Annotated in this window: 25 protein-coding genes; 6 read left to right on the top strand and 19 right to left on the bottom strand. The window is 70.4% G+C overall.

The window, feature by feature from the left end:
• The coding region (locus NOV86_RS21330) for an Lrp/AsnC family transcriptional regulator (protein WP_267643849.1) at window positions 1–359 on the bottom strand (359 nt) is incomplete at its 3' end.
• A gap of 99 nt (window positions 360–458) precedes the next feature.
• Window positions 459–1532 (bottom strand): succinylglutamate desuccinylase/aspartoacylase family protein, encoded by a 1074-nt coding sequence (locus NOV86_RS21325; RefSeq protein ID WP_267643848.1) that lies wholly within the window; start codon window positions 1530–1532, stop codon window positions 459–461.
• 78 nt (window positions 1533–1610) lie between these two features.
• Here NOV86_RS21325 and NOV86_RS21320 point away from each other — a divergent pair, with 78 nt between their 5' ends.
• Window positions 1611–2288, top strand: coding sequence for a DUF3267 domain-containing protein (locus tag NOV86_RS21320; RefSeq protein WP_267643847.1), 678 nt, complete (start codon window positions 1611–1613; stop codon window positions 2286–2288).
• An 88-nt stretch (window positions 2289–2376) separates the two neighbouring features.
• On the opposite strand, the gene NOV86_RS21315 is transcribed toward NOV86_RS21320, so the two are convergent.
• The 12 genes from NOV86_RS21315 to NOV86_RS21260 form a co-directional block, all read right to left on the bottom strand.
• Window positions 2377–2574 carry a heavy-metal-associated domain-containing protein gene (locus NOV86_RS21315; RefSeq protein ID WP_267643846.1) on the bottom strand — a complete coding sequence of 66 codons (198 nt, stop codon included), beginning with the start codon at window positions 2572–2574 and terminating at the stop codon, window positions 2377–2379.
• An 82-nt stretch (window positions 2575–2656) separates the two neighbouring features.
• Window positions 2657–3520 (bottom strand): DUF2182 domain-containing protein, encoded by an 864-nt coding sequence (locus NOV86_RS21310; RefSeq protein WP_267643845.1) that lies wholly within the window; start codon window positions 3518–3520, stop codon window positions 2657–2659.
• Between the two features lie 30 nt (window positions 3521–3550).
• Entirely contained in the window at window positions 3551–4627 is a 1077-nt protein-coding gene (locus NOV86_RS21305; protein ID WP_267643844.1) for a WD40/YVTN/BNR-like repeat-containing protein, read from the bottom strand.
• A 6-nt stretch (window positions 4628–4633) separates the two neighbouring features.
• The gene (locus NOV86_RS21300; protein ID WP_267643843.1) at window positions 4634–5935 is read right to left on the bottom strand and encodes a Glu/Leu/Phe/Val family dehydrogenase; all 1302 of its coding nucleotides are present in this window, start codon (window positions 5933–5935) and stop codon (window positions 4634–4636) included.
• A gap of 136 nt (window positions 5936–6071) precedes the next feature.
• Window positions 6072–6410 carry a helix-turn-helix transcriptional regulator gene (locus NOV86_RS21295; protein WP_267643842.1) on the bottom strand — a complete coding sequence of 113 codons (339 nt, stop codon included), beginning with the start codon at window positions 6408–6410 and terminating at the stop codon, window positions 6072–6074.
• Between the two features lie 98 nt (window positions 6411–6508).
• Entirely contained in the window at window positions 6509–6817 is a 309-nt protein-coding gene (locus NOV86_RS21290; RefSeq protein WP_267643841.1) for a hypothetical protein, read from the bottom strand.
• 89 nt (window positions 6818–6906) lie between these two features.
• Window positions 6907–8082: a cation:proton antiporter gene (locus tag NOV86_RS21285; RefSeq protein ID WP_267643840.1), complete on the bottom strand. Its 1176-nt coding sequence runs from the start codon at window positions 8080–8082 to the stop codon at window positions 6907–6909.
• A 181-nt stretch (window positions 8083–8263) separates the two neighbouring features.
• Window positions 8264–8653: a hypothetical protein gene (locus NOV86_RS21280; RefSeq protein ID WP_267643839.1), complete on the bottom strand. Its 390-nt coding sequence runs from the start codon at window positions 8651–8653 to the stop codon at window positions 8264–8266.
• The gene (locus tag NOV86_RS21275) at window positions 8653–10308 is read right to left on the bottom strand and encodes a cytochrome c oxidase subunit I (protein ID WP_267643838.1); all 1656 of its coding nucleotides are present in this window, start codon (window positions 10306–10308) and stop codon (window positions 8653–8655) included. The genes NOV86_RS21280 and NOV86_RS21275 overlap by 1 nt, the downstream gene beginning before the upstream one ends.
• A complete protein-coding gene (locus NOV86_RS21270; RefSeq protein ID WP_267643837.1) occupies window positions 10305–11528 on the bottom strand; it encodes a hypothetical protein in 1224 nt (407 codons plus the stop codon). The genes NOV86_RS21275 and NOV86_RS21270 overlap by 4 nt, the downstream gene beginning before the upstream one ends.
• Window positions 11525–12898, bottom strand: coding sequence for a permease (locus NOV86_RS21265; RefSeq protein WP_267643836.1), 1374 nt, complete (start codon window positions 12896–12898; stop codon window positions 11525–11527). Before NOV86_RS21265 ends, NOV86_RS21270 begins: the two co-directional genes overlap by 4 nt.
• A 172-nt stretch (window positions 12899–13070) precedes the next feature.
• Window positions 13071–13511, bottom strand: coding sequence for a hypothetical protein (locus NOV86_RS21260; protein WP_267643835.1), 441 nt, complete (start codon window positions 13509–13511; stop codon window positions 13071–13073).
• Between the two features lie 306 nt (window positions 13512–13817).
• On the opposite strand from NOV86_RS21260, the gene NOV86_RS21255 reads away from it, so the two are divergent.
• From NOV86_RS21255 to NOV86_RS21245, 3 genes are read left to right on the top strand one after another with little or no spacing between them, the layout of a single operon-like run.
• Window positions 13818–14390: a hypothetical protein gene (locus tag NOV86_RS21255; RefSeq protein ID WP_267643834.1), complete on the top strand. Its 573-nt coding sequence runs from the start codon at window positions 13818–13820 to the stop codon at window positions 14388–14390.
• Entirely contained in the window at window positions 14387–15490 is a 1104-nt protein-coding gene (locus tag NOV86_RS21250) for a DUF7972 family membrane protein (RefSeq protein ID WP_267643833.1), read from the top strand. Before NOV86_RS21255 ends, NOV86_RS21250 begins: the two co-directional genes overlap by 4 nt.
• Complete coding sequence (locus NOV86_RS21245) at window positions 15487–16470, top strand: hypothetical protein (protein ID WP_267643832.1); 984 nt, start codon at window positions 15487–15489, stop codon at window positions 16468–16470. Before NOV86_RS21250 ends, NOV86_RS21245 begins: the two co-directional genes overlap by 4 nt.
• 88 nt (window positions 16471–16558) lie before the next feature.
• Here NOV86_RS21245 and NOV86_RS21240 read toward each other — a convergent pair whose 3' ends face one another.
• On the bottom strand, window positions 16559–17407 hold the full coding sequence (locus NOV86_RS21240) for a BGTF surface domain-containing protein (protein WP_267643831.1): 849 nt from the start codon (window positions 17405–17407) through the stop codon (window positions 16559–16561).
• A 263-nt stretch (window positions 17408–17670) separates the two neighbouring features.
• On the opposite strand from NOV86_RS21240, the gene NOV86_RS21235 reads away from it, so the two are divergent.
• Both NOV86_RS21235 and NOV86_RS21230 read left to right on the top strand, forming a co-directional pair.
• Complete coding sequence (locus NOV86_RS21235; protein ID WP_267643830.1) at window positions 17671–18147, top strand: cation:proton antiporter regulatory subunit; 477 nt, start codon at window positions 17671–17673, stop codon at window positions 18145–18147.
• A 31-nt stretch (window positions 18148–18178) separates the two neighbouring features.
• Window positions 18179–19399 carry a cation:proton antiporter gene (locus NOV86_RS21230; RefSeq protein ID WP_267643829.1) on the top strand — a complete coding sequence of 407 codons (1221 nt, stop codon included), beginning with the start codon at window positions 18179–18181 and terminating at the stop codon, window positions 19397–19399.
• 62 nt (window positions 19400–19461) lie between these two features.
• Here NOV86_RS21230 and NOV86_RS21225 read toward each other — a convergent pair whose 3' ends face one another.
• The 4 genes from NOV86_RS21225 to NOV86_RS21210 are packed head-to-tail and all read right to left on the bottom strand — an operon-like array spanning window position 19462 to window position 22280.
• The gene (locus NOV86_RS21225; protein ID WP_267643828.1) at window positions 19462–19728 is read right to left on the bottom strand and encodes a DUF8119 family protein; all 267 of its coding nucleotides are present in this window, start codon (window positions 19726–19728) and stop codon (window positions 19462–19464) included.
• Window positions 19721–20197 carry a universal stress protein gene (locus NOV86_RS21220; RefSeq protein ID WP_267643827.1) on the bottom strand — a complete coding sequence of 159 codons (477 nt, stop codon included), beginning with the start codon at window positions 20195–20197 and terminating at the stop codon, window positions 19721–19723. Before NOV86_RS21220 ends, NOV86_RS21225 begins: the two co-directional genes overlap by 8 nt.
• 2 nt (window positions 20198–20199) lie before the next feature.
• The gene (locus tag NOV86_RS21215; RefSeq protein ID WP_267643826.1) at window positions 20200–21861 is read right to left on the bottom strand and encodes a sodium:solute symporter family transporter; all 1662 of its coding nucleotides are present in this window, start codon (window positions 21859–21861) and stop codon (window positions 20200–20202) included.
• Window positions 21861–22280 (bottom strand): DUF4212 domain-containing protein, encoded by a 420-nt coding sequence (locus NOV86_RS21210; RefSeq protein WP_267643825.1) that lies wholly within the window; start codon window positions 22278–22280, stop codon window positions 21861–21863. Before NOV86_RS21210 ends, NOV86_RS21215 begins: the two co-directional genes overlap by 1 nt.
• Window positions 22281–22368: the final 88 nt, after the last annotated feature.

The following is a 22368-nucleotide window of genomic DNA, read 5'->3' as shown; positions in this document are numbered from 1 at the left end:
AGGTCCTGTGTATCCGTGGCGACGGCCTCGATGAAGAGGTTGCGTTTGCTGGTGAGCATCTCACGGACGTCGACGACCCCACGGGACTCCAGCGCCTCCCGGGCGAGTGATTCGCGCTCCTCGGTGGGAGCACTACAGGTGAACAGGACGTGCAGCGGGAACGCGGCTTTCTCGTAGTCGACCTTGATGTAGTACCCCTCGATGATGCCTTCGTCTTCGAGACGGTCGATACGGTTACGGACCGTGCTCGGAGAGACCTCGACCTGTTGTGCAATCTCGTCGATAGTCGTGTTCCGGGCGTCCTCCTGCAGTGCAAAGAGGATACCCCGGTCGACCTCGTCGAGAGATATCGAGCCCATAGCTGGTGGTACCCACGGATGCAAGATGAATCTTCTCCGCAGGCACGCGCTCGACCGAAGAGACACCGAAAGGGACCGGACCGCGGGTTCGAGCGAGCCTCATTCCGCCTCCTCCGCGTCGGCCATCCAGCGCTGGCCGTAGGACCGGTAGCCGTCGAACTCACCCTGGCTTATCTCGCGCTCGATCTCCTCGCGGGTCTCGCCGTCGAGTCGGACGAGGTGACACACCGGGTGGCCGGGGAGCGCGACCGGGTTCTCCAGCACGCCGACGATGAGGCCGGTGAAGGGCGCCTCGATGACGTGTTCGTCCTCCTTGAAGTGGTCCGAGACGGTGCAGATGGTCTCGCCCTCGTGGACGAGCGGGTTCGGGCCCCACTTCATCTCGACGAGGCCGCCGGTGTCGGCCCGGAGCCAGCGCTTCTCCTCGTCGGGGCCCATGACCTTGCGCCACCGGGGTTCGTCGACGGTCCCCTCGGGGTAGACCCCGTACTCGGCGAGGACGCTCTCCACGCCCGAGATTGCCTTCTCGATGAGCTGGGGCTGGAAGCGGTGGGCCTTGCCCATCTCGACGGTGAGCGTCGGGATGTCGTTGCGGGACGCGACGGCCCGGAGCGAGCCCTCGTCGCCCTCGCCGGAGAGGATGACGTTCGTCCCGAAGGCTTCGGCGAGGCGCTCGACCGCGGGGTTGCCGACGTCGGCGCGGGCGTGGTACATCGTGGTGCGGTTGCGCGTCGAGGTGTGGAAGTCCAGCCCGAGGTCGCACTGGCTCACGAACCGGCTGTACACCTGGTGGGCGATGCGCTCGGCGGTCGTCGAGCGTTCCCGGCCGGGGAACGACCGGTTGAGGTCCTGGTCGTAGATGGGCAGGTAGCGCTGCTGGGCCTGGTAGCCGGGGACGTTCACGACGTGGAGGAGGACGAGGGTGCCGTGGATGTCGCCCGGTGGATAGCGGTCGGCGACCTCCTGGAGCACCTTCACACCGTTGAGTTCGTCGCCGTGGATGGCCGCGGTCATGAACACCCGCGGGCCGGGTTCCGAGCCGTTGATGACGGTCACGGGGATCTCGACCGAGTCGCCCAGATAGGTCTCGCTCACCTCGTATCGGAACTGCTTCTTCTCGCCGGGGTCGACCTCCGAGTCGTACCGGAACGGGCGGGTCGTCGAGTCGGACATGGTCGGCGGTTCGGACGGACCGCAGGAATAGCTTCGTACCGACGAGGAGTTAACAGGGGTCGGTCGGTAGCGGTCGGTATGCCGACCAGCGACCACGACCCGACGGCCACGCTCCGACCCACGACCCCCGAGGGCTACGGCGAACCGGTCCGGTTCGACTACCCGCTGTGGCTCCTCGTCGTGCTGGTTTTGCTCCTCACCCCGCCGGCGGTCCTGGTCGGCGGCTGGCTCCTCTACCACGCCCAGGGCCCCGACCTCCTCGCGCTGTTCGCGTTCGAGGAGACCGAGACGGGCTTCAGTTTCACCGTCGTCTCGGGGTCGATCGCGGTCGCCTTCCTGGTCGCCGTGGCCGGTGTCACCGTCGCCCACGAACTCGTTCACGGACTGGTCTACCGGCTCCGGGGGTACGAGGTCTCGTACGGGGTTGCGCCCCACGTCGGCGCGTTCTACGTCGCGGCGTTCCACCAGTTCCAGGGCCGGCGGGACAACCTGCTCGTCGGCATCGCGCCGCTGGTCGTGCTCACGCCCCTGCTGGCCGGGCTCGTGTTCGTGCCGAGTCCGCTGGTCGCGTTCGGCGCCTTCGTCGCACTGGTGGTCAACACCGCCGGCTCGGCGGGCGACCTCTACCTCGTGGCACGACTGCTCCGGCTACCGGACGGGACGCTCATGTACGACAGCGACGTGCGGTCGTCGTTCGTCTACCGGCCGGCAGAGTCGGGGGATGGCGAAACAGTAGGTGTCGAGTCCCAGACGTGAAACGTCGGTGTATGGTCATGTGGTCGAAGTATCGAAAGAATCGCGAGGGAGGGACAGGGAGAGCGGAACGGCCGGGGACCGCGCCGCCTCAGTGGACGTCGTAGTCGAGGCGCTCGATGGCGTCGACCACCTGCGGGCGGACGCTCGGGTCGACCGACACCTCGACGATGTCGTCGGTGTGTCGGGCCGAGACGTGCTCGACGCCGGGGATGTCGCGGACCTCGCGTTCGACGAGTCGTTCGCAGCCGGTACAGGTCATGCCGGAGACGGTGAGTGCGTCGTGCATCGTGACTGGATCGCTGAACTGCGGTCGCAGGGTCGGTGCGAGGCCGGAAGCCGGCCGCGGCGATTCGACTGGGCGTGGTCGGTCAGACCAGCGCGAGTGCGCCGGACAGGACACAGAGGGCGCCGAGGGCGACCGAGAGGACACCGCTCGCGGCGGCGACCTCGTGCCCGCGGTCGGCGGCCCGTTCGAGCGTCACGAGCAGCGTCAGCCCGAGCATCACCGCCGGGTTCATCGACCCGAGCAGGACCATGAGCGCGAACGGGGCCCAGGTACACCCGAGACAGGACCGGGCGTGGGCGAGGCCGTCGCGGGCGATGCCGCCGAGGGAGCGCGAGACCTCCCGGACCGAACAGTCACAGCAGTGGTCCAGGAAGCGATGTTTGTAGCTGCTGAGCTGGTGGAGTCCGGCCGCGAGGAACCCGACGCCGAGGACGGCGCCCGGGGCGGCCGACACGAGGTCGTGGACCGGCACGAGCAGGTCCACCGTGAGGGGGACGACACCGGTGGCGGTCCAGACGAGGCTGTAGGGGACGAAGAACGCCCAGAGGGCGGCCTGCTGTCTGAGGACGCCGCCGCCGATGCCGTCGAGGTAGCCCCTGACGTAGGGGTACATCGCGGGGTACATCATCGCCGACATCATCACGCCCCACATCAGCAGGTAGGTGGCGACGCCGTCGAGGCCGGCCGCCGTGGCCATGGCCTCGGGGACGCCGGGGGCCGTCATCGGGGCGTCGAGTGAGTTCTGTGGCATCGGGAGCCACCCGCGAAGGAGCGCCGCCCACAGCAGGGCCGCGGCGCCGAGGATGGCGACGGACTGGTGTGCCAGTGCGGCGACCCCGCGCCGGTCCGTGGTGGCGTCCCAGAGGGTCGCCCGGCCGGGCACGGTCCCGGGGAGGCTGGTGGCGATACGTCCGACGGTCTGACCGAAGATTCCGAGCAGTGACATGGAGGTAGGATGCGGTGTCGCGGTGGCGGGTCACCGCTCGATGATGGTCCCGCTGGCCCCGACCGCGACGTCGCTCGGGCCGAGCGAGAGGCCGAACAGGTCGTCAGCGACGGGCGTGGACTCCTCCTGCCAGCCGCCGGTCCCGCGCCGGAAGACGCCGCCGGCGGCCCCGGCGACCGCGATGGTCGAGCCGTCGCCGTCGATGGACTGAAGCGCACCTTCGCCGGCGATGACGGGCGTCCAGTTCTTGCAGACGTCGTCGTACCGGTAGATGCGGCCGTCGCCGCCGGCGATGAGCAGGCGGTCCTCGGTCGCGTGGACGTCGAAGAAGTTCACCTGCGCGTTCCGAACCCCGATGTCGGTCCAGTTGCCCTCGTCGTCGGTCCGGAACGCGTTCCCGCTGGTGTCGACCGCGTACCAGTTGCCCCCACCGAAGCCGAGGGCGGGGATGGTCGACCCGCTGCCGGGTTTGACCACGTCGCCGAAGACGGGACAGCCGTTCTCGTCGGTCGTGACGGAGAGGACCTCGCCGGAGCCGTTGGCGACCTTGATCCGCTCGTCGCCCTTCGGGCCGGTGACGGCGATGGCCTCCCAGGTGCTCGTCTTCTCCTTCGGGGCGGAGTAGTCGTGCTTCCGGCCGGTCGAGACGTCGAGCGCCCCGAGCGACCCCGAGGAACCGGCGAACCAGACGCGTTCGCCGTCGTCGGTCGCGGCGATGGACTTCAGGGCGTTCTGCCGGGTGGCCGGGCCGTCCTCGACGACGGCGGTCCAGGCGCCGTCGGTCCGGGTGAGGACCATCCCGCTGACCCCGCAGGCGTACGGGCCGCGGTCCGTGTGGGTCACGTCGTGGAGTGTCTTGCTCGTGGGTGACTCGGGGGCGGTCCACTCGTCCCCGGTGTCGCTGGTCGTGCTGTCGGTCGAGTCGCCGGTCGTGTCGCTGGTCGTGATGGAACTCGTGCTCATGGTGTCGTCCGTGTCGGTCGACGCCGTGATGGCGTCGTGGTCGGTCGCGGGTCGCGTGCTGACCCGAGCGGTGTCGTCGGAATCGTCGTCGTCGCTCGACCAGCCGGTCAGGCGGTCGAGGACGTGGTCGAAGACGCTCTGCATCGATGGTCACCACCGCCGCCGCGAACGACGGTCGCGGCGCAGTCGGGCCAGCGATTCGGCGTAGGCCGCGGCCCGCCAGTCGAGGTCGTCAGTGAGTCGGCGCTCGCGGACGGTCCGGTACGCCGAGAGGAGGCGGTGCGAGAGCTCGTTGTCGACGCGCTCGGGTGACCAGTCGTCCCCGTCCGTGCCGGCGCGCCACTCGAACGCGGAGACGAGTGCGCCGCCGGCGTTGGCGAGGATGTCGGGGACCACTGTCACGTCGTGCTGGTCGAGGACGGCGTCGGCGCCGGCCGTCGTCGGGCCGGTCGCGCCCTCGACGACGACGGACGCCTGCAGGTCGCTGGCGACCGCCGGCGAGATGGCCCCACCCGGCGTCGCCGGAACCAGGAGGTCCACGTCAGCCGAGAGCGGGTCGTCGAGCGACCCGCCGCCGTCGGTGTCGTGCGCGGTGACGCCCCCGTCGGTCTCGTGGGACGCTGGCACCGCGTGGGGTTCGACGCCGTCGGGGTCGTGAAGGCAGCCGTCGCTGTCGCCGAGGGCGACCACGTCCATCCCCCAGCGGTCGAGGAGGCGGGCCGCGGTCGCGCCGACCGCGCCGTAGCCACAGACGGCCACCGTCGCGTCGGTGACGGGGAGCTGCCGGCGGTCGCAGGCTTCGCGGGCGAGGACGGCGAGGCTGCGGCCGGCCGCCCCGGGCCGCGCTTCGAGGCCGCCGAGCGTCGCAGGTTTCCCGGCTACGGCGCTGCCGGGGTGCTCCCCGGCAGTGCGCGCCCGGGCGTCGGCAAGGTAGCCCATGTCCCGCGGGCCGGTGCCGGCCCCCGGTTCGACCACGTCCTGGTGCGGGCCGAGCACGTCCTGGAACGCCTCGGCGTAGCGCCTGGCGAGGCGCTCGCGCTCGGAAACGGAGAGATTCGCGGGGTCGACCGCGACCGCGCCCATCGAGCCCCCGAACGGGAGGTCGAAGAGCGCGTGCTGCCAGGTCGCCAGCGCGGCCCGGCGGCGGCAGCCGGTCACCGACGCGTCCGGGTGGTAGCGGAGGCCACCGAGACACGGTCCCTGTCGCGTGTCGTGCTGGACGCGGATGGCCGGCAGTTCGTCCGTCCCGCCGTCGTCTCGGGAGAGCCAGATGGTCTCGCGGTAGACGGCCGAAGGTTGCAGGAGTCGATGGAGGCGGCCGGTGTCGACATCCAGGCGTGAGGCGGCCCGCTCGAAGCGGTCGCGGATGCCGGTCGTTCTGTCGGTCGATACGGCTCGGGTCGCGTGCGTGCCGGTCGCGGTGACCGCCACGCTGTCGTCTGTCGTTGTCATCGGGTGTCGGAACGTCGGTCGTCGGGTCGCATTCGTCGAGGAGGCGAGCGGGACCCTGCCCGCTCGCGGTGAGAACGGACGACGCCGTCCCACGCCGGCGTCGTCGGTGACGACCCCCACTGGTCCGCCAGCTCGGTCACTCCGAGAGCCGGCGACTGACCCATGCGAGGTGCGCCCGGACGCATCGCTGTCCGGTGTCGGTGAGTCGGTACGCGTTCGTCCGCCCGTCGACCGGTCGCTTCTGGACGAAGTCGTCGGCGACGAGGTCGGAGAGGTTCTGGTAGAGTCGCCCGCGGTTCAGTTCGGTCCCGTACTGGGACTCGAGTTCTGCCATGAGGTTCACGCCGCTGGGGTTGCTGTCTGCCAGTTCCCAGAGGACGACGAGCTGGTCTCGTTTGAACCCGGAGACCCCGACGAGGGGTTCGGGCGTCACGGTCGATTCCTGGTCGCCACTGTCGAGGGGTAGCGTTCTCATCGACGGTCACTGGCGGCGAAGCCGCCACGCCGCGCGTGGGACTCGAACCCACCGTCGGCCGGGCCGAACGCGGTAGCGGGCCGACCGGGGCGAGCCGGTCAGCCGAACGCGAGCTGGTGCTCGCGGTAGAGGACGAACACGAAGACGACGAACGGGAGCAGCCCGAGGACGGCCGCCCAGAGCGCGAGTCGGAGCGTCGGGCTCAGCGAGAACGCCGCGAGCAGCGAGAGGACGCTGCCTGTCGCCGCGAGGATGAAGAAGAGGACCGAGGCAAGCGCGAGGCCGAAGCTCAGGCGCCGGAGCGTCCAGTCGATGTTCTCGGACTGGCGGAGCATCTTCAGCAGGACCGCCACTGGTGGGACGGCGAGCGAGACGAGCTGGAGTAACGTGAGTGCGATCTGTTTCATGTGGTGACCGGCGGCGATGCCGCCGACGCCGCGTGCGGGGCTCGAACCCGCAGTCGGCCGGGCCGAACGCGGCTCGCAAGCAGCAGCCGTCACTCGAAACCGGGGATGGCCGCGACGAGCCGGGACTCGTTGTGGAGGAGACTCGCCCCGAGGACGCTGGTCACGAGGACGTACGCGACCGCGAACGGGGGCAGGATGCCGGCCGCCCCGGGGACGCCCGCGGACGCGGTCAGCGTCGCGATTATCATGGAGAACTCGCCCCGGGCGAGGAGGCCGAGGCCGACCCGGAGCGACCCGCGCCGCGGCAGGTCGTAGAGCCGGCCGGCGAGCCAGCCGGTGACGAGTTTCCCGCCGACGGAGACGGCGAGTGCGGCCACCAGCAGGTCGAGAACCCCGAATACTGCGGCGGGCTCCACGCCGGCCCCGATGGCCACGAACAGGCCCACGTCGAACAGGCTGCGCAGGGGCCGGGCGACGCGTTCGACCCGGTCGTCGTGAGGCGTCTCGTCCACGACCGCCCCGACGACGAAGGCCGCGACGCCGGCGCTCACGCCGAGGGCCTGTGCGCCGCCAGCCACCAGGGTCGTGACGGCGAGCACCCGGAGCAGGAGAGCCTCGGTCGACGCGGTCGCGAGCAACCGGGAGAGCGTCCCGGTCCCGTACCAGCCGAGGGCTGCGACGACGGCGAGGAATGCGAGGCCCTGCAGCGCCCCGAGGACGCCGGCGAGGGTCGAGCCACCCCTCGCCGCGAGGGCGGTCAGGACCGTCAGGTAGACCCCGACGACCACGTCCTCGACGACCAGCGACCGGACGATGGGAGCCGCCTCAGGCGCCTCCAGCCAGCCCTGCTGGGCGAGCGCCCGGGTGACGAGCGCGCTGGAGGAGGCGTAGACGATGCCGGCCATCGCGAGGCTCCCGAGCGGCCCGAAGCCGAACGCGAGTCCCACGAGCGCGCCCGCGGTGAAGTTGATCGCGAAGTCGATGGACCCGAGGGCGGTCGCCAGCCGGGCGTCGGCGACCAGCTCGTGGGCGTCGACGTGCAGGCCGAGGGAGAACAGCAGCAGGACGATGCCGCCGTCGATGACCACCTCGCGGAGGCCGGCGAGGTGGGCCTGCCACGGGAGCAGGGGGACGACGACGCCCAGCGAGACGCCCGTGAGGATGTAGGCGGCGACCGTCGACTGGTCGTACCGCGTCGCCAGGGTGCCCGCGAGGGCGGCGAGGCCGACCCCGGTACCGATGGCGAGGAGCGGGGGGACGCTCACCGGACTCTCACCGGGCGTGGTGCAGAGTGACGCGTGGATGGGTTCGGCCGGGCGGTGCGGGGCGGGTCATGAGAGGCCGGGTCGGCGGCCGGCGAGCGATACGTCGAACCGTCGCGGTAGCGCAGTGGGTGTCGTGCCATATCGGGGAACGAGGGTAATCCGGGGTCGCGGAGCTGCCCAGTCAGGGGAGCGCGAGGGCGAGTCCCCACAGCCAGTCGAGGGGCGTCCAGACGCCGAAGGCGTGGGAGACCGCGTCGTCGAGGCTCGCCAGCGCGAGGACCCCGACGGTCGCCCGGTACCGGCGGCCGTAGCGGGTCGTGACGGCCGCGCCGACGAGCACGCCACAGACCGCGAGCAGACAGGTCGTCGCACCGGCGACCGGGTAGTACCGCCAGAGGTGGACCCACCCGAACAGCCCGAGGAGGGCGCTGCCGGTCACGAGCAGGGGCTCGTCACGGGGGTAGAGGTCCCACTTGCGCGCACTGCACAGCAGCACGAGGTAGAGCGGGTAGAGGAAGTGGTGTGGGGCGAACAGGGCACCGTCCGGGACGGGCTCGGCCGGGAACGGCATCAGTTCGACACCTCGCTGGCGGCGGCGTCGGTCGTCGACCCCGGGGCCAGTCGGTGGTCGAGCCACTCCCACTCGCGGGAGGGCGCGGGCGTGTCGACCACGTCCCACACGTCACCCGTCGTGACGCGGGGACCGGCCCACCACGAGGCGAGGACGTTGTAGAGCCAGAGCAGCTGTGCCCCGCCGAGGACGAGCGCGAAGACGGTCGAGACTGCCTGCAGGGGGAGGAACTCGATGGGGTAGGTCGCGAACCGGCGCGGGAGCCCCCCGAGGCCGAGCGCCAGCATCGGGAGGAACGTCCCGAGGGTGCCGACCGCGGTGAGCCAGAAGTGCACCCGGGCGAGGGTCCGGTCGTACAGCCGGCCGGTCAGGAGCGGGAACCAGTAGTAGCACCCGCCGAGGGTCGCGAACGCGCTCGTGCCGACCAGCAGCAGGTGGAAGTGGCCGACGACGTAGTAGGTCCCGTGGTAGACCCGGTCGAGGGGGGTCGCCGCGAGGAGGACGCCGGTCACCCCGCCGAGGACGAGGTTGGCGACCGCGGCGAGACAGAACAGCGCCGGGGCGGTCAACCGGAGCGCGGCGCCCCGGAGCGTCAGCAACCAGTCGAGGGTCTTCACCGCGGAGGGGACCGCGATGACGAGGGTGAGCGCCATGAAGCTCGCCTGGACGCGGGGGTCCATCCCGGTCGTGAACATGTGGTGGCCCCAGACGGCGAAGCCGAGGACGCCGATGGCGACCGTCGAGTAGACCATCGCGGCCTCGCCGTGGAGTCTTCGGCCCGCGAACGCGGGCAGGACGCGACTGATGATGCCCATCGGGGGCAGCACGAGGATGTAGACCTCGGGGTGGCCGAAGAACCAGAACAGGTGCTGCCAGAGCAGTGCGCCGCCACCGTCACCGAGGAAGAAGGTCGTGCCGACGGTCCGGTCGGCGAGCAGCATGACGAGGGCGCTCTCGAGGACGGGGTAGGCGAACAGGATCATCGCGGCCGTGGTGAGGACCGACCAGCCGAAGGCGTCGACGTCGTCCCAGCCGACGCCGGGGCCGCGCTCGGTCACGACCGTCACGAGCAGGACGACCGCGCTGAGCGTGGCGGCGATTCCCGTGAGGTGCAGGCCGACGAGGAGCGCGTCGACGGCCGGGTTGCTCGCGGCGACGCTCATCGGTGCGTAGAGCGTCCAGCCGACTGCTGCAGGTCGGACGCCGGCCAGCCCGACCAGGTCGGCGACGAGGCCGGCCCGGACGAGGACCGCGGCCGGGACGAGCAGCCAGCAGGCGAGGGCGTTCACCCGCGGGAAGGCGACCTCCTCGGCGTCGAGCAGTGGCGGTAGGAGCGCGCTCGCCAGCCCGAGCAGGACCGGGGTCGCCGCGAGGAACAGCATCGTGATGCCGTGGGTCGTGAACAGCGCGTCGTAGGTGCCACGCGACCACAGGGTGGCCGTGGGCGTCAGCAGCGAGAACCGGAGCATGAGGGCGTCGAGCGCGCCGAGGAAGCCGAACAGCACGCCGAAGACTACGAACCGCCGGCCGACGGTCAGGTGGTCGACGCCCGTGAACAGGGCATGGACGAGCCGCCGCCGGGACGGCCGGGCACCAGCACCCCGGTCGCCGGGGCCGGGACCGGGACCGGAGCCGGGGTCGACCGGGCCGGTCATCGGCCACCACCCGGGGCGTGGCCCGGCTGCCACCCGAACAGGTGGACGTACTGGTGGACCGCGAGGAGGCCGACCGCGCCGGCCGCGCTGAACAGCAGCGTCGGCGAGAGAGCGTAGAGCACCCCGCCGAGGGCTGGCCCGAGGGCGACGACGAGGGTCCCGAGGCCACGGGTCCACGGCGGGGCTGGCGTCGCGAGGGCTCCGATCTGACCATCGAGGAGCCGAGCCCGAAGTGGCTCCGCTCCGTGCCGGAGACCGTAGCAGCCGAGGACCGCGAGGATGGACAGTGGTTCGGTCGCAGGCCCGGCGAGGAGCAGGGGGACGACCGTCACCACGAGGGCAGCCGCGGCGAGTACCGACTCGGGGCCGAACCGGGCGACGAGACGGGCCCGCCCGTGGTGCCCGACCAGCGCACCGAGGGACACCACGCCGAGGACGAGGGCCGCCGTACTGGCCGGACCGAGCGTGGTCCCGGCCAGCGCGAGGGTCGGCCGGGGCCAGGCGAGCAACCAGACGACGAGGAAGGTCCCGATGGCAGCCTCGGCGGTGCGGACGAGGACCGTCGCCGTCAGGGCGCGGCGCTGCGACGTGGTGAGTTCGGCGACCGCCCAGCCGAGGGCACTGGGTGGCCGGAGTCGGCCGGGGCGCTCGCGTGTGCGCGGAACCGTCGGGGTGTCGACGACGCCGGCGACCACGACCGCGGTGACTCCGACGGCGGCGACGAGGCCGGCGAACACCGAGAAGCCGGTCGTCACCGTCCCGGTCGCGGCCAGCAGGCCGGCGAAGACGGCTGCGAGGGCGAGCCGCCAGCCGTGGGTTCCGGCCGCGGTTCCGTCGGCTGGCCGCCAGGCCCGGACGGCGACGGTCCCGGTCACGGCGGTCGCTCCGGCCAGGAGTGGCGCCAGGGCCGGGACGAGAACCCAGGCGGTCGCCCCGAGGGACGCACAGCCGCCGACTGCGAGTGTCGTGAGCCGACTTTGTTCGGTGGGCAGCGAGGCGAGGACCGCGTCGGCCGCGAGGACGAAACCGGCACAGAGGCCGATGCCGACGGGGCCGAGGCCCGCCGCGAGGAGCGCGACGGGGAGGAACGCCTGGGCCAGGCCGGCCCCCGCGGCGAACAGCAGGACGGTCGCGAGGGCCGCCCGGCCGGTCGAGGCGCGCTCGACGACGGTCGTCGGGCCGCCCTCCCACGCCGGGACGTGGCGCACGTCGTCGCTCATGGTCGCCCCCGGACGCCGTCGACGAGCGACCCGAGCCAGTCGACGGCCTGTTCGAGGTAGAACAGGGCGCCGGCGACGTGGACCACGTTGTCGCGTGCGAACGCCCGGAGGTGCGCCGGGCCGAAGCCGACGTAGACCTGCACGAGGAAGACCGGCGTCAGCAGGAGGTTCAGCACGACGGTCAGTGCGTCGGGGGCGGTCCCGCCGACCTGTCCCGCCGGCGGAATCAGGCCGAGGCCACCGAAGACGTAGTGGACCGCGACGCCCGCGACGACCGCCGCGAGACAGGTGGTCAGGAACATGACGCCGGCGAGTCGGCCCCCGTAGTAGCGCCGGTAGGCGTCGACGATGGGCGGGATGACGAGGTCGGCGAAGATGAACGAGAGGACGCCACCGAAGGCGACGCCGTGGGTCCACAGCACGAGCGCGAAGGGGACGTTGCCGACCGAGCAGAGGAACGTCGCGATGCCGACGACGACACCGACGACGACGCTCGTGACGACCCACGAGAACCCGCCGGTCGGGCCGCCGAGGCCGAACAGGGCCGTCCACCAGGTGGTCGGGACGAGGCCGGCGAGCAGTCCCGCGACGAGGAACCCGAGGACGATGTCGTCCCAGAGCATGTCCCACTCCTTCATCGTGTGGCCGGCGGCGCGCCGCCACGCGGTCGTCGAGAGCAGTGAGGGGCGGTCCTGCCCGCGGTCCGGGTCGTAGGCGCCCCGGCAGCCACCGCAGCAGAAGTACGCCGTCCCCGACTCGACGGACTCGACCACGGTGTCCGCGTCGTCGGGCGGGGCAACCATCCCGCAGGCCGCACAGGTCGGCGCCTCGACCTCGCGGACGTGTTCGCGTGCTTCCTCGAACCAGTCCTCGGGAACGAGCCGGACGTAGACCCACGCGAGGACGGCCACGGCGACGATGCCGCCGAAGAAGTCCGCCGCCACGAACTGCCAGCCGAGCAGCACCCACATCGCGAGGCCGATCTCGACGACGAGGTCCGTGCTCGCGAACTGGAACGCCCCGAGGCTCGCGGCGGGGGAGGCGCCCTTCTTGAACAGGTTCTTGCTGGTGGCGACGGCCGAGAACGAACAGCTCGAGGAGGCCGCGCCGAGGAGCGTCCCGAGCGCGACCGAGCGCCAGTCGTCCTCGCCGAGGTGTCGGCGGAGTTGCTCGGCGGTGACGAACTGCTCGACCGCGCCGGTGAGTGTGAACCCGAGGACGAGTGCCCACCACGTGTCCCACGCCATGCGCAGAGCCGTCCAGAGGCCGGCGAGGGTGCCGACGACGAGGTGGACCACGACGCCGAGGAGCGTCGCAGGTGGTTGGACGGCGGCGATGCTGGTCGTGACGAGGTGCTGGGCAGGGGCCATGGGTGTGACTGGTGGGGTCGGTGTCGCGGCGCTGGACACTCGGGGGAGCTACAGGAGCAACTGGTGACGCCGGGAGGTCATCCGCGCTCGGGGCGCGTCGTCCCGGGTCCGCGTCCACCGCCGCCTAGCCCATCGATGGGTAAAAACCGTGGAGACTGCTTAGATTCCTGAACTACTTTCGCGGGGCGATACCGACGGGGTCGAGCCCGACGGCGCGGTTCCGCCGGACGAGGTACGCGATGGTCACGGCCAGCGCGGCGACGGGGACCGCGACCAGGACCGTGAGCAGCCCGACCGCGAGCCCGCTCGCGTAGCCGGCGATGCCACCGAGCAAGAACGGGAGGACGATACCGAGCCCGACGTACCGCCTCCAGCGGGGCCGCCAGTGCGTGGTGGCCCGGAGCGCCCGGCAGTCGAAGTACAGCGCCGGGTAGGCGACGCCCGTCAGGGAGGTCAATCCGGCGACGGCAGCGACCGCCGCCAGCGTCGTCGCGAACGGCGGCGCCCGTCTGGCGAACAGTGCGAGTGCGGCGACCGCCACGAGACCGACGATAGGGTACCCGACGACGACGTACCAGTGCCAGGGTCCCGTGGGCCGATGTTGCGTCGACATGCGGGCGGCGGTAGGCCACCGCGCCGGAAAAGTTGTTGACAGAATCAATATGTTCGAACACTCTGTTCTGATATGATTTTGCGAACGATAGTTAGTATTGGTAATTTGTGGTACTGTTCGAACTTTTGAAGATTGAATTCCGGTACTTCTACGCGATACAGAAAGTTGCGTTTCTCCATAAGTTCGGTATCACCAGTATATTTTCTACTATTATACTATGTTTTCTATACAGTTTCCTAGGTTTTTCCGCGTCGGTCTGGTACGATGACGCACCGGGCCACAGCGACCACCCGGCCCACTCGAGCAATGAAGGGAAACCACGCCTTCTGTCCCAAGACCGGCGCATCGCTCTCGAACACCACTCACTACGACGAGCGGGGACGGGGCTTTCACACCCCGGTCCCGGACCGCTTCGCCGAGGAGCCGGACACCGGCGACCTCACCCTCGGCGCGCGGTGTTCCTCGACGACGGCGTTGCTCACCCACTTCCGGCGCTGTCACGACCGGGAGAAGGACGCGACGCCCGGGGGCGACCTCCAGAGCCGCGCCGCCCTCGCCCTGCGGCGGCTGAAGCGGGCGTCCGACGGGGTGAACGCCTGGGACATGGTCGTCTGGCTGACCCTCGTCGAGCGCCTCGACCGCTGCGGCCACGAGGTCGGCTGGATGCGCGGCCACGTCGAGTTGCGCTGTCCGGACTGCTACGGGCACCTCCAGTATCGTACCCTCGCGGGAGGCACGCCGATCGCGAGATGTGGGACCCACTGCACAGAGGCTCCCCGTGACCGGTTGCACCAGATACGGACGCTGGTGGCCGACCTGTACCGCCGCACCTTCGACCCGGACACCGACCTCTCCGCCGACGACGTGGCACATCCGTGAGTGACCGCGAGGACGGGTCCGGACGCGGTCTCCTCCGGACCCTCGTCGGCATCGCACAGGCGTTCAGACCGGTCCTCGGGGTGCTGGCGAGCATCCTCCTGGTGGGTACCAGACTCGCGGTGGGCTACCTCCGGGACCCCGGGAACCAGCGACGCTGGCGACGGTGGTTCCTCGTCACCGGCAACCGCTGGGTCATCACCGGCGCGGTCACGGTCGTCGTCTTCCTCATCGCCCTCCTGCTCGGGCTGACCGACGTCATCGGCGTCCGTGAGAGTCGCTTCGTCACGACCATGTTCAGCACCATCATCGCGGGGCTGTTCTCGTTCGTCCCCATCGTCGTGACCGTCAACCAGCTCACGACCTCGCGGCTGTTCGACCCGCCGGGCGACCTCGCCGAGCGCATCCACGACATCCGCGAGTTCCGCGAGCGGGTGGCGGCGCTCGCGCCGGGGGTCGAGGTCCCGCCGACCGACCCCGCCCGGTTCCTCGACCTTGTGCTCGAGTTGATCTCGGCCCGGATCGAGACGCTCCGAGAGGCCGTCACCCACGCCGGCGACGACGGCGACGACGGGGAGGACGCGCTGGCCGGCCTGCTCGACCGGACGAAGGCCACCATCGCGCCGACGCGCGACCTGCTCGCGGACCGGGGTGGGAACGTCCGGCTGTTCCCCCTCATCGCGAGCATGATCGACAGCGACCTCTCGGGCATCGACGCGGCACTCAGGCGTGCCGAACAGCGAAGCGTCGCGGCCGGCGAGCAGTCCCTCACGGAACTCCGGATGCTCATCGAACTGCTGGACGTGACCCGCCAGTACTACAAGGTGCTCTACCTCCAGCAGGAACTCGCCGCCCTCTCGCGGTACGTGGCGTACACGGGGATGGCCGCGTTCCTCTCCTCGACGCTGGTCATCATGTTCTACGCGAGCGGGTACCCGCCGGTCGCCCACGAGGTGCCGCTACTCCTCATCGTCAGTGCGACCCTGGCGGTCGCGTTCAGCCCCTTCTCGGTCCTGTTCGGGTACGTCATCCGCGTCGCGACGCTCGTCAAGCGCACCTCGGCACCCGGCGCGTTCACGCCGCCGGGGGAGCGACCGTCGTGACCGACTGGTCGCGGCGGGGCGCGCTGGCGGCGCTGGCGACACTTGGGACCGGCGCGCTCACCGCGACGGCCGGCTGCCTCGGCCGCGAACCACCCGGCTGGCAGCGAATCGACCTCCGGGACGACGCCAGGCTGACCGAACCGGCGGCCGCGTCGCTCTCGGGGGTGACGACGGCTGCCGACGGGGCCTACGCGGTCGGCGAAGACGGGACGTTCCTCGTCCGGACGCCCGCGGGCTGGGCCGACCGCTCCGGCGCCCTGCCCGACGGCGTGGACGACCTCACGGACGTCGCGGCGTCGAACAACGGCCGGACCGTCTGGCTCTGTGGCGACCGCGGGACCGTCCTCCGGTGTCGCGTCTACCAGACCCGCGTGATGGAGTACTCGACCCCGGGCGACCGGACCGACCGCTGGACCGCCGTCGGGGTCGACGGCCTCGCCGGGCAGGAGCGACTCCTGGTCACCAACGGGTCCGGAGAGGTCGTGACGGGGCAGTTCGGCGGCGGCAGTGTCGACTGGTCCACCCCGACCGAACCAGGGGGTGGGTCCAGCATCACCGCCGGCGCGTTCTCCAGCGGTGGCGACGCCTACGTCTGCGACACGAACCAGGGCGTCTACCACGAGTCGGTGCCCGGCGACTGGCACCGAATCGGCATCGGGGCTGCGGACACGGACTTCGCGGCGCTCACGCCGGTCGGCGGGAGCGTGACGGTCGCGGGGGACGACGGCGCCCTGTTCAGGCAGGATAGCGGGTCCTGGCACCGGTCGCGGGTCGGTGATGCGACCCTGCTCGCGGTCCAGCGGAACCGGTTCGAGGGGCTGGCGAGCGACGCGGCCGGGCGAATCTACGCCAACGACGAAGACGGCTGGCGCCAGTCGGGGCACCCGGTCGAGCGACGGCTCACCGCCCTCACGCTCGGGTCGGCCCGCATCCCGGCGATTGCAGTCGGGACGGCCGGCGCCGTGGTGGAATGGCGCTGAGCAGCTGGGCAGGGGCAATGGCCGGCCGGGTGAAGCGATCAGCGTGACGGCCTTCGCCGTCGTACTGTCTGCAGGTGTCGTGCCGTCTTCAGGCGCCGACCTCGCCGGTGGCGTGGACGAACTCGGCGGTGGTCTCGTTCCCGTCTGCGCCGACGACTCCGGGTACGGTCGCGAGCGTCTCGTCCTCGTGGACGAGTCGCACCTCGAACTCGGTGCCGGCTTCGATACTGGAGAGGTCGACGCTGGTGACGACGCGCCCGTCCTCGTCGACGGTCGCGGTCAGCGACCGGATGAACGGCTGGCCGCTGCCGGTCGAGACGACGCGGACGGTGAGGTCGGTGCCGGCGTCGAGGTCGGTCGTGGCGCGGATCTCCTGGTCGTCCTGCGGTTCCAGGGTGAGCCGGTCACCCTCGTACTGGACGGTGGCGGCCGACTCGGCCTCGTCGGGAGCCGCGGACTCGACGTAGCTGACCGCGACCGGCGCGGCCACGAGCGTCGAGCCATCGTGGCGGACCGTCAGGTTCGCGGTCGAATTCCCGTCGAGGCCGGCGAGGTCGAACGTCGCCGCGATGGAACCATCGTCGCCCACGGTCGCACTGGACGTGAGCAGGAACGGGTTCTCGCTGTCGGTCGAACGCATCCGCATGGTCACCTCGGTCCCCTCGGGGAGGTCGACCTGCCCGCGGACGACCTGCTCGCGCGCGGTCTCGAGCGAGATGGCGTCGCCGCTGTACTGGAGCCGTGGCTCTTCGACAGGCTCGCTCGTGGTCGGCTGGGTCGTCTGCGGGTCGTCGGTTCCCTGTCCGGGCGTGGTCGTCGCGGGGACGGTGTCGCCCTGGCTGGGGCCGGTACCGACGAATCCGCCCACGGCGACGACGAGGCCACCCGAGAGCGCGAGGGCCACGACGCCGAGGACGACCGTCTGGCGGGCGTTCATCGACCCACCTCCGACGCGGGCGTGTGGGGGACCTGCCTGTCAGGCGGGCGCTGACTGTCCGATGCTGCTGTTCGTCGCAGTGGAGGGCTGCGAGGCATACACGGTACCCTTCACGGGGATGAAAGGTACTGATTCCGATAGCTTAAAATCGCGATTGAATGGGCTGCCCAGACGGTGAATCACGCGCCCTGGAACCAGCCAGGAGAGACAGCAGTTCGACATGACGACGGAAATCCGATATGCTTCTCGCGCGTACTGGTTCCATGAAGGTATTCGAGACGCACCTGCCCGGCGTCGGCAAGCGGTACACCATCTCGTTCCCTGCGGGCGGCGAGTTCGTCGTCGTGTTGCACACCGACGGGCGCAGGCAGACGTTCTGGCGGGAGGACGACGCGGCCGACAGCGAGGAGCTGTTCGAGACCACCGAGTCACAGGCGCGCAAGCTCGCCGAGATATTCGACGGGACGTACCTCCACGAGGACGACGACCTCGACGAGGCGCTGGAGAACGCCAGGATCCGCTGGGTCAGCGTGAGCGAGGCTTCACCGGTCGCGGGGCAGACCATCCGGGATACCGGGGTCCGGAGCCTGACGGGGGTTACCATCCTCGCCATCCAGCGCGGCGAGGCCACCCTCTCGAACCCGGCCTCGGACACCGACATCCGGGCCGGGGACGTGCTCGTCACCGTCGGGTCGGACGAGTCACACGACGAGTTCGCCAGACTGCTCGCCGGGAGCTAGGTTCATCTGTCCGAGAGCCCGATATGTTACCGTGGTCGAACCGAACCTCCTCTTCACTGCCGGGCTCCTCTTCTGTCTCCTCGCAATCGGAGCGGCGGCCGCACTGCGGCTCCGGCAGTCCGTCATCCCCGCGTACATCCTGCTGGGGATACTCGTCGGGCCGTACGCGCCCAGCGTCGGCGGCGTCTCGCTGACCCTGCTCGACGGCCCCGCACCCGTTCGACTGCTCGCGGAACTGGGCGTCGTCCTGCTCCTGTTCTTCGTCGGACTGGAGCTGAGCCTCGACCAGCTCGCCTCGAACCGGCGGCGGTTCCTGCGCGCCGGCGTCGTCGACGTCGGTATCAGCCTCCCGCTCGGGCTCCTCCTCGGGCTCGCGATGGGGTTCTCGCTGCTGGAGGCGGGCTTTCTCGCGCTCGTCGTGTTCAACTCCTCGACGGTCGTCATCGCGAAGTCGCTCATCGACCTCGGCTGGGTGGTCGACCCCGAGAGCCAGGCGATCCTCGGCGTCATCGTCATCGAGGACGTGCTCACGGCACTCGGGTTCGCCGTGCTGTCCGTGTTCCTCCTCGGCGGGGCCGACGTCGGGGCCATCGCCCTCTCCATCTCCCGGTCGGTCGCGTTCCTCGTCGTCCTGCTCGTCGCCGCCTACCTGGGTGCCAGCGTGCTCGAACGCGCCTTCGGGACGGAGTCCTCCGAGGTGTTCCTCCTGGGCGTCCTCGGGGTCGGGGCCGTCGTCGCGGGGGCGGGGCTGATGGTCGGGGTCAGCGAGGCCGTCGCGGCGTTCGTCGTCGGGACGGCCTTCGGCCGGACGCGACACAGCCAGCGCGTCGAACGGCTCGCCGCGCCCATCCGGGACCTCTTCGCCGCGACGTTCTTCTTCGTCATCGGGCTCCAGACGAACCCGGCCGCGTTGTTCGAGACGGGCGGGTTCGTCGCCATCGCCGTCGTCGTCACGGTCCTCGGGCAACTCGTCAGTGGCTACCTCGCCGGACGCGCCTACGGCCTCGACCGGTCCCGGGCCATCAGGGTCGGCTGTGCCCTGACACCCCGGGGCGAGTTCTCGCTGGTCATCGCCGCGTTCCTCGCGACCGCCGGGACGACCGTCGTCCTCACGGAGACGATTCCGGCGTTCACCGTCGGCTACGTCCTCGTGACGAGCATCCTCGGGACGGTCCTCATGCGCCACAGCGAGCTGGTCGACCGGTTCGTGGCCCGGGCCGTGCCGGTATTCACCAGCAGGCCCGAGAGCTAGCCCGGCCGGTGCTCCGACCAGGAGGATTCGTCCGATGACGAGAAACGTAGAGAACAGTGGGACTACTGCCGGGCCTTCGCCACCGACAGCGACGCGAAGAAGCCGTAGTAGGCGACGACGCCGGCGGCCATGGTCAGCTGGTAGGCCCACGACGGGCCCGAAAGGACCTCGAACAGCAGGGTCACCAGCGTCACCCAGGCAAGCGCGAACGCGAGGTCGACCGCCATCCCCGCGTCGTGTTCGCGGACGTGGTCCCGGGCCGCCTCAGCGAGGTCGGCGAGCGAGCGCCCGGACTGACCGGGCTGGCCGGCCTGGCGCTGCTCAGTCATCGACTTCGCCCTCGTGCTCGCGCTCGTCGACCACGAGCACGGGTCGGTGGGTCGAGCGCAGGACGCGCTCGGTGACGCTGCCGAGCAGGGCGCGCCGGACGCCGGAGCGACCGTGGCTCCCCATCACGATGAGGTCCACGTCGAGGTCCTCCGCGAAGTCGGCGATGACCGAGTGGGGCCGGCCGGCGCGGAAGTGCTCCTCGACGTCGAGGCCGCGGTCGCGGGCCGCCTCGGCCACCCGGCTGGTGGCGCTGCGGGCCTGGTCCTCGACCTCGGTCATCTCGCCGAACTTGCCCGCCCGGATGCGGTCGACCTGTTCGGTACCGAGGCTCAGGTCCATCGCGATGGTGTCCACCACGTAGAGGGCGTACACCGTCGCGTCGTACAGTTCGGCCAGTTCGAGTGCCTTCTCGACGGCGACCTCCGCCGTCGCGCTACCGTCCGTCGGGATGAGTATTCTCTCGGTCATGGTCAGTCGTCTGCAGGGGTGTTCGAGCCGTCACTCACGACCTGTTCCGCCGACTCCATGCGCTGCATGGGTTCGGGGCTGTGACACTGGCGGACCAGTTTCTTGATGTCCTCCGGGGGTTCCTCCGTCGCCCACGAGACGCCGACGATGACGGCGAAGACGACCGGGACCGCGACGAGCGCGGAGGAGGTCGCCGGGATGACGGTCGCGAGGGTCTGGGAGAGCACCTCGCCGTCGATGAAGCCGACGTAGCCCGGCAGGACCTCGTTCACGATGCCGAGCAGGGAGAACCCGAGCCCGGTCAGCATACCGGCGATGGCGCCCTTCCGGTTGGTCTTCTCCCACCACAGGCCGAGGAAGAAGACCGGGAACAGCACCGAGCCGGCGATCGCGAACGCCATGGAGACGAGTTCGCCGATGAGCGCCGGCGGGTTGAGCGCGACGACCGTGACCAGCACGCCGAGCGTGACGATGGTCGCGCGGCCGACGAGCAGCTGCTGGCGCTGGGTGGCGTCCTCGTTGATGATGTTCGTGTAGATGTCGTGTGCGGCGGCCGAGGAGGCGGCGATGAACAGCCCCGCGGTCGTCGCCAGTGCGGCGGCGACCGCCCCGGCGGCGACGAGGCCGACGAGCCACTGCGGCAGGTTCGCCAGCTGGGCCGTCAGCACGACCAGCACGTCGGACTGCGTGCCCGTGAACAGGGCGTCGTTCGGGCTGACGCCGGACTCCTGGGCGAGGATGCCGCCGAAGGCCGCGTAGGCGGCGGTGCCCCAGTAGAGCAGGCAGATGAAGAACAGGCCCCAGACACAGGACCAGCGGGCGGTCCGTTCGTTCTCGACGGTGTAGAACCGCACGAGGACGTGTGGTAAGCCACAGGTCCCGACGATGAGGGTGAACGCGGTCGCCACCCAGACGAAGTAGGAGGCGTTCGCGAAGGGTGCGGAGAACTCCGCGGAGAGCTGCGTGGCGACGTAGGTCGCCTCGTTGCCGAACTCGATGTAGGGCAGGACCGTCGAGTAGCCCTGCGACCAGCCGACCGCGTAGAGGCCGGCGAGGAACGCGAGGATGAGGATGACGTACTGCACGGCCATGTTCTTGGTCGCGCCGAGCATCCCCGAGAGCGCGACGTACACGATGGTGATGCCCATGAGCAAGACGACGCCGGTCGTGTAGTCGGTCCCGAACAGGTAGATGGACATCAGGCCCATGCCGCGGCCCTGGCCGACCGCGTAGACGAACCCGATGAGGATGGTGGTGAACGCCGCGATGGCGCGGGCGCCGTCGGAGTAGAAGCGGTCACCGATGAAGTCCGGGGCGGTGTACTTGCCGAACCGGCGGAACTGGGCGGCCATGAAGATGAGCAGGATGAAGAAGCCCGCCGTCCAGCCGACCAGGTACGCGAGGCCGTAGTAGCCCGCCAAGCCGACGAGGCCAGCCACCCCGAGGTAGGATGCGGCGGACATCCAGTTCGCGCCGATTGCCATGCCGTTCTCGATGTTCCCGATGGAACGTCCGGCGACCCAGAGGCCGTCGGTGTCGGCAACGCGGAACACGTAGCCGATGCTCAGGAACAGCAGGAGCATCCCGGCGGTGATGGCCGCGGGGATGGCCTTGAAGCCGGCGTCGAGGCCGGTCTCGCCGATCTGGAGGACGACGTCGGGCATCACTGTTCGTCACCCCCGTCGGCGGCGACCGCCTGTGATTCTGACTCGGACTGGTCTGCCGAGTGGTCGATGCCGAACTTGTCGTCCAGCGCGTCGCGCTGGCGGGCGTAGACGACCGACAGGAGCAGTGCCCCGGCCGGCGCGCCGATGGCCGTCAGGAAGAAGTGGAGCTGGAAGCCGAGGACGATGGTCTCGGTCATCAGGTCGGGCGCGATGGCGGTGGCCGTCACCGGCCCGAAGATGAACAGCACCCAGGCGAGGAACGTCGCCCAGACGACCTTCAGGTGGTCGCGCATGAACGGCGTCGCGGGCTTGAAGATGTTTATCTCCGCCTCCAGATAGTCGATGTCCTGTTCGCGTGCGGCCGCGTCGTCGCCCTGGTCGGGGCGTTGCGCGGTTTGCGTGTTCGTCTCTGACATGCGTGTCGTGATGTGGATGTGGCTGTCGCTGGGTCGGTCGCTGCGAGAACCGATGGTGTGCGAGTTATCCGGTGCCGGCGTGGGGGCC

It is taken from the genome of Haloarchaeobius amylolyticus (assembly GCF_026616195.1).
In the GTDB taxonomy this organism is placed as follows: Archaea; Halobacteriota; Halobacteria; order Halobacteriales; family Natrialbaceae; genus Haloarchaeobius; species Haloarchaeobius amylolyticus.
Note: the sequence above shows the minus strand (reverse complement) of the source record. Positions and strands in the feature narration are given on the sequence as shown.

Excerpts from the sequence above, each read along its gene's own strand:
- NOV86_RS21270 (WP_267643837.1), bottom strand. The coding sequence starts at position 11,528 with ATGAGCGACGACGTGCGCCACGTCCCGGCGTGGGAGGGCGGCCCGACG.
- NOV86_RS21220 (WP_267643827.1), bottom strand. The coding sequence starts at position 20,197 with ATGACCGAGAGAATACTCATCCCGACGGACGGTAGCGCGACGGCGGAG.
- NOV86_RS21310 (WP_267643845.1), bottom strand. The coding sequence starts at position 3,520 with ATGTCACTGCTCGGAATCTTCGGTCAGACCGTCGGACGTATCGCCACC.
- NOV86_RS21275 (WP_267643838.1), bottom strand. The coding sequence starts at position 10,308 with ATGACCGGCCCGGTCGACCCCGGCTCCGGTCCCGGTCCCGGCCCCGGC.
- NOV86_RS21300 (WP_267643843.1), bottom strand. The coding sequence starts at position 5,935 with ATGACAACGACAGACGACAGCGTGGCGGTCACCGCGACCGGCACGCAC.
- NOV86_RS21305 (WP_267643844.1), bottom strand. The coding sequence starts at position 4,627 with ATGCAGAGCGTCTTCGACCACGTCCTCGACCGCCTGACCGGCTGGTCG.
- NOV86_RS21210 (WP_267643825.1), bottom strand. The coding sequence starts at position 22,280 with ATGTCAGAGACGAACACGCAAACCGCGCAACGCCCCGACCAGGGCGAC.
- NOV86_RS21215 (WP_267643826.1), bottom strand. The coding sequence starts at position 21,861 with ATGCCCGACGTCGTCCTCCAGATCGGCGAGACCGGCCTCGACGCCGGC.
- NOV86_RS21290 (WP_267643841.1), bottom strand. The coding sequence starts at position 6,817 with ATGAAACAGATCGCACTCACGTTACTCCAGCTCGTCTCGCTCGCCGTC.
- NOV86_RS21325 (WP_267643848.1), bottom strand. The coding sequence starts at position 1,532 with ATGTCCGACTCGACGACCCGCCCGTTCCGGTACGACTCGGAGGTCGAC.
- NOV86_RS21315 (WP_267643846.1), bottom strand. The coding sequence starts at position 2,574 with ATGCACGACGCACTCACCGTCTCCGGCATGACCTGTACCGGCTGCGAA.
- NOV86_RS21265 (WP_267643836.1), bottom strand. The coding sequence starts at position 12,898 with ATGGCCCCTGCCCAGCACCTCGTCACGACCAGCATCGCCGCCGTCCAA.
- NOV86_RS21295 (WP_267643842.1), bottom strand. The coding sequence starts at position 6,410 with ATGAGAACGCTACCCCTCGACAGTGGCGACCAGGAATCGACCGTGACG.
- NOV86_RS21280 (WP_267643839.1), bottom strand. The coding sequence starts at position 8,653 with ATGCCGTTCCCGGCCGAGCCCGTCCCGGACGGTGCCCTGTTCGCCCCA.
- NOV86_RS21260 (WP_267643835.1), bottom strand. The coding sequence starts at position 13,511 with ATGTCGACGCAACATCGGCCCACGGGACCCTGGCACTGGTACGTCGTC.
- NOV86_RS21235 (WP_267643830.1), top strand. The coding sequence starts at position 17,671 with ATGAAGGTATTCGAGACGCACCTGCCCGGCGTCGGCAAGCGGTACACC.
- NOV86_RS21320 (WP_267643847.1), top strand. The coding sequence starts at position 1,611 with ATGCCGACCAGCGACCACGACCCGACGGCCACGCTCCGACCCACGACC.
- NOV86_RS21255 (WP_267643834.1), top strand. The coding sequence starts at position 13,818 with ATGAAGGGAAACCACGCCTTCTGTCCCAAGACCGGCGCATCGCTCTCG.
- NOV86_RS21240 (WP_267643831.1), bottom strand. The coding sequence starts at position 17,407 with ATGAACGCCCGCCAGACGGTCGTCCTCGGCGTCGTGGCCCTCGCGCTC.
- NOV86_RS21225 (WP_267643828.1), bottom strand. The coding sequence starts at position 19,728 with ATGACTGAGCAGCGCCAGGCCGGCCAGCCCGGTCAGTCCGGGCGCTCG.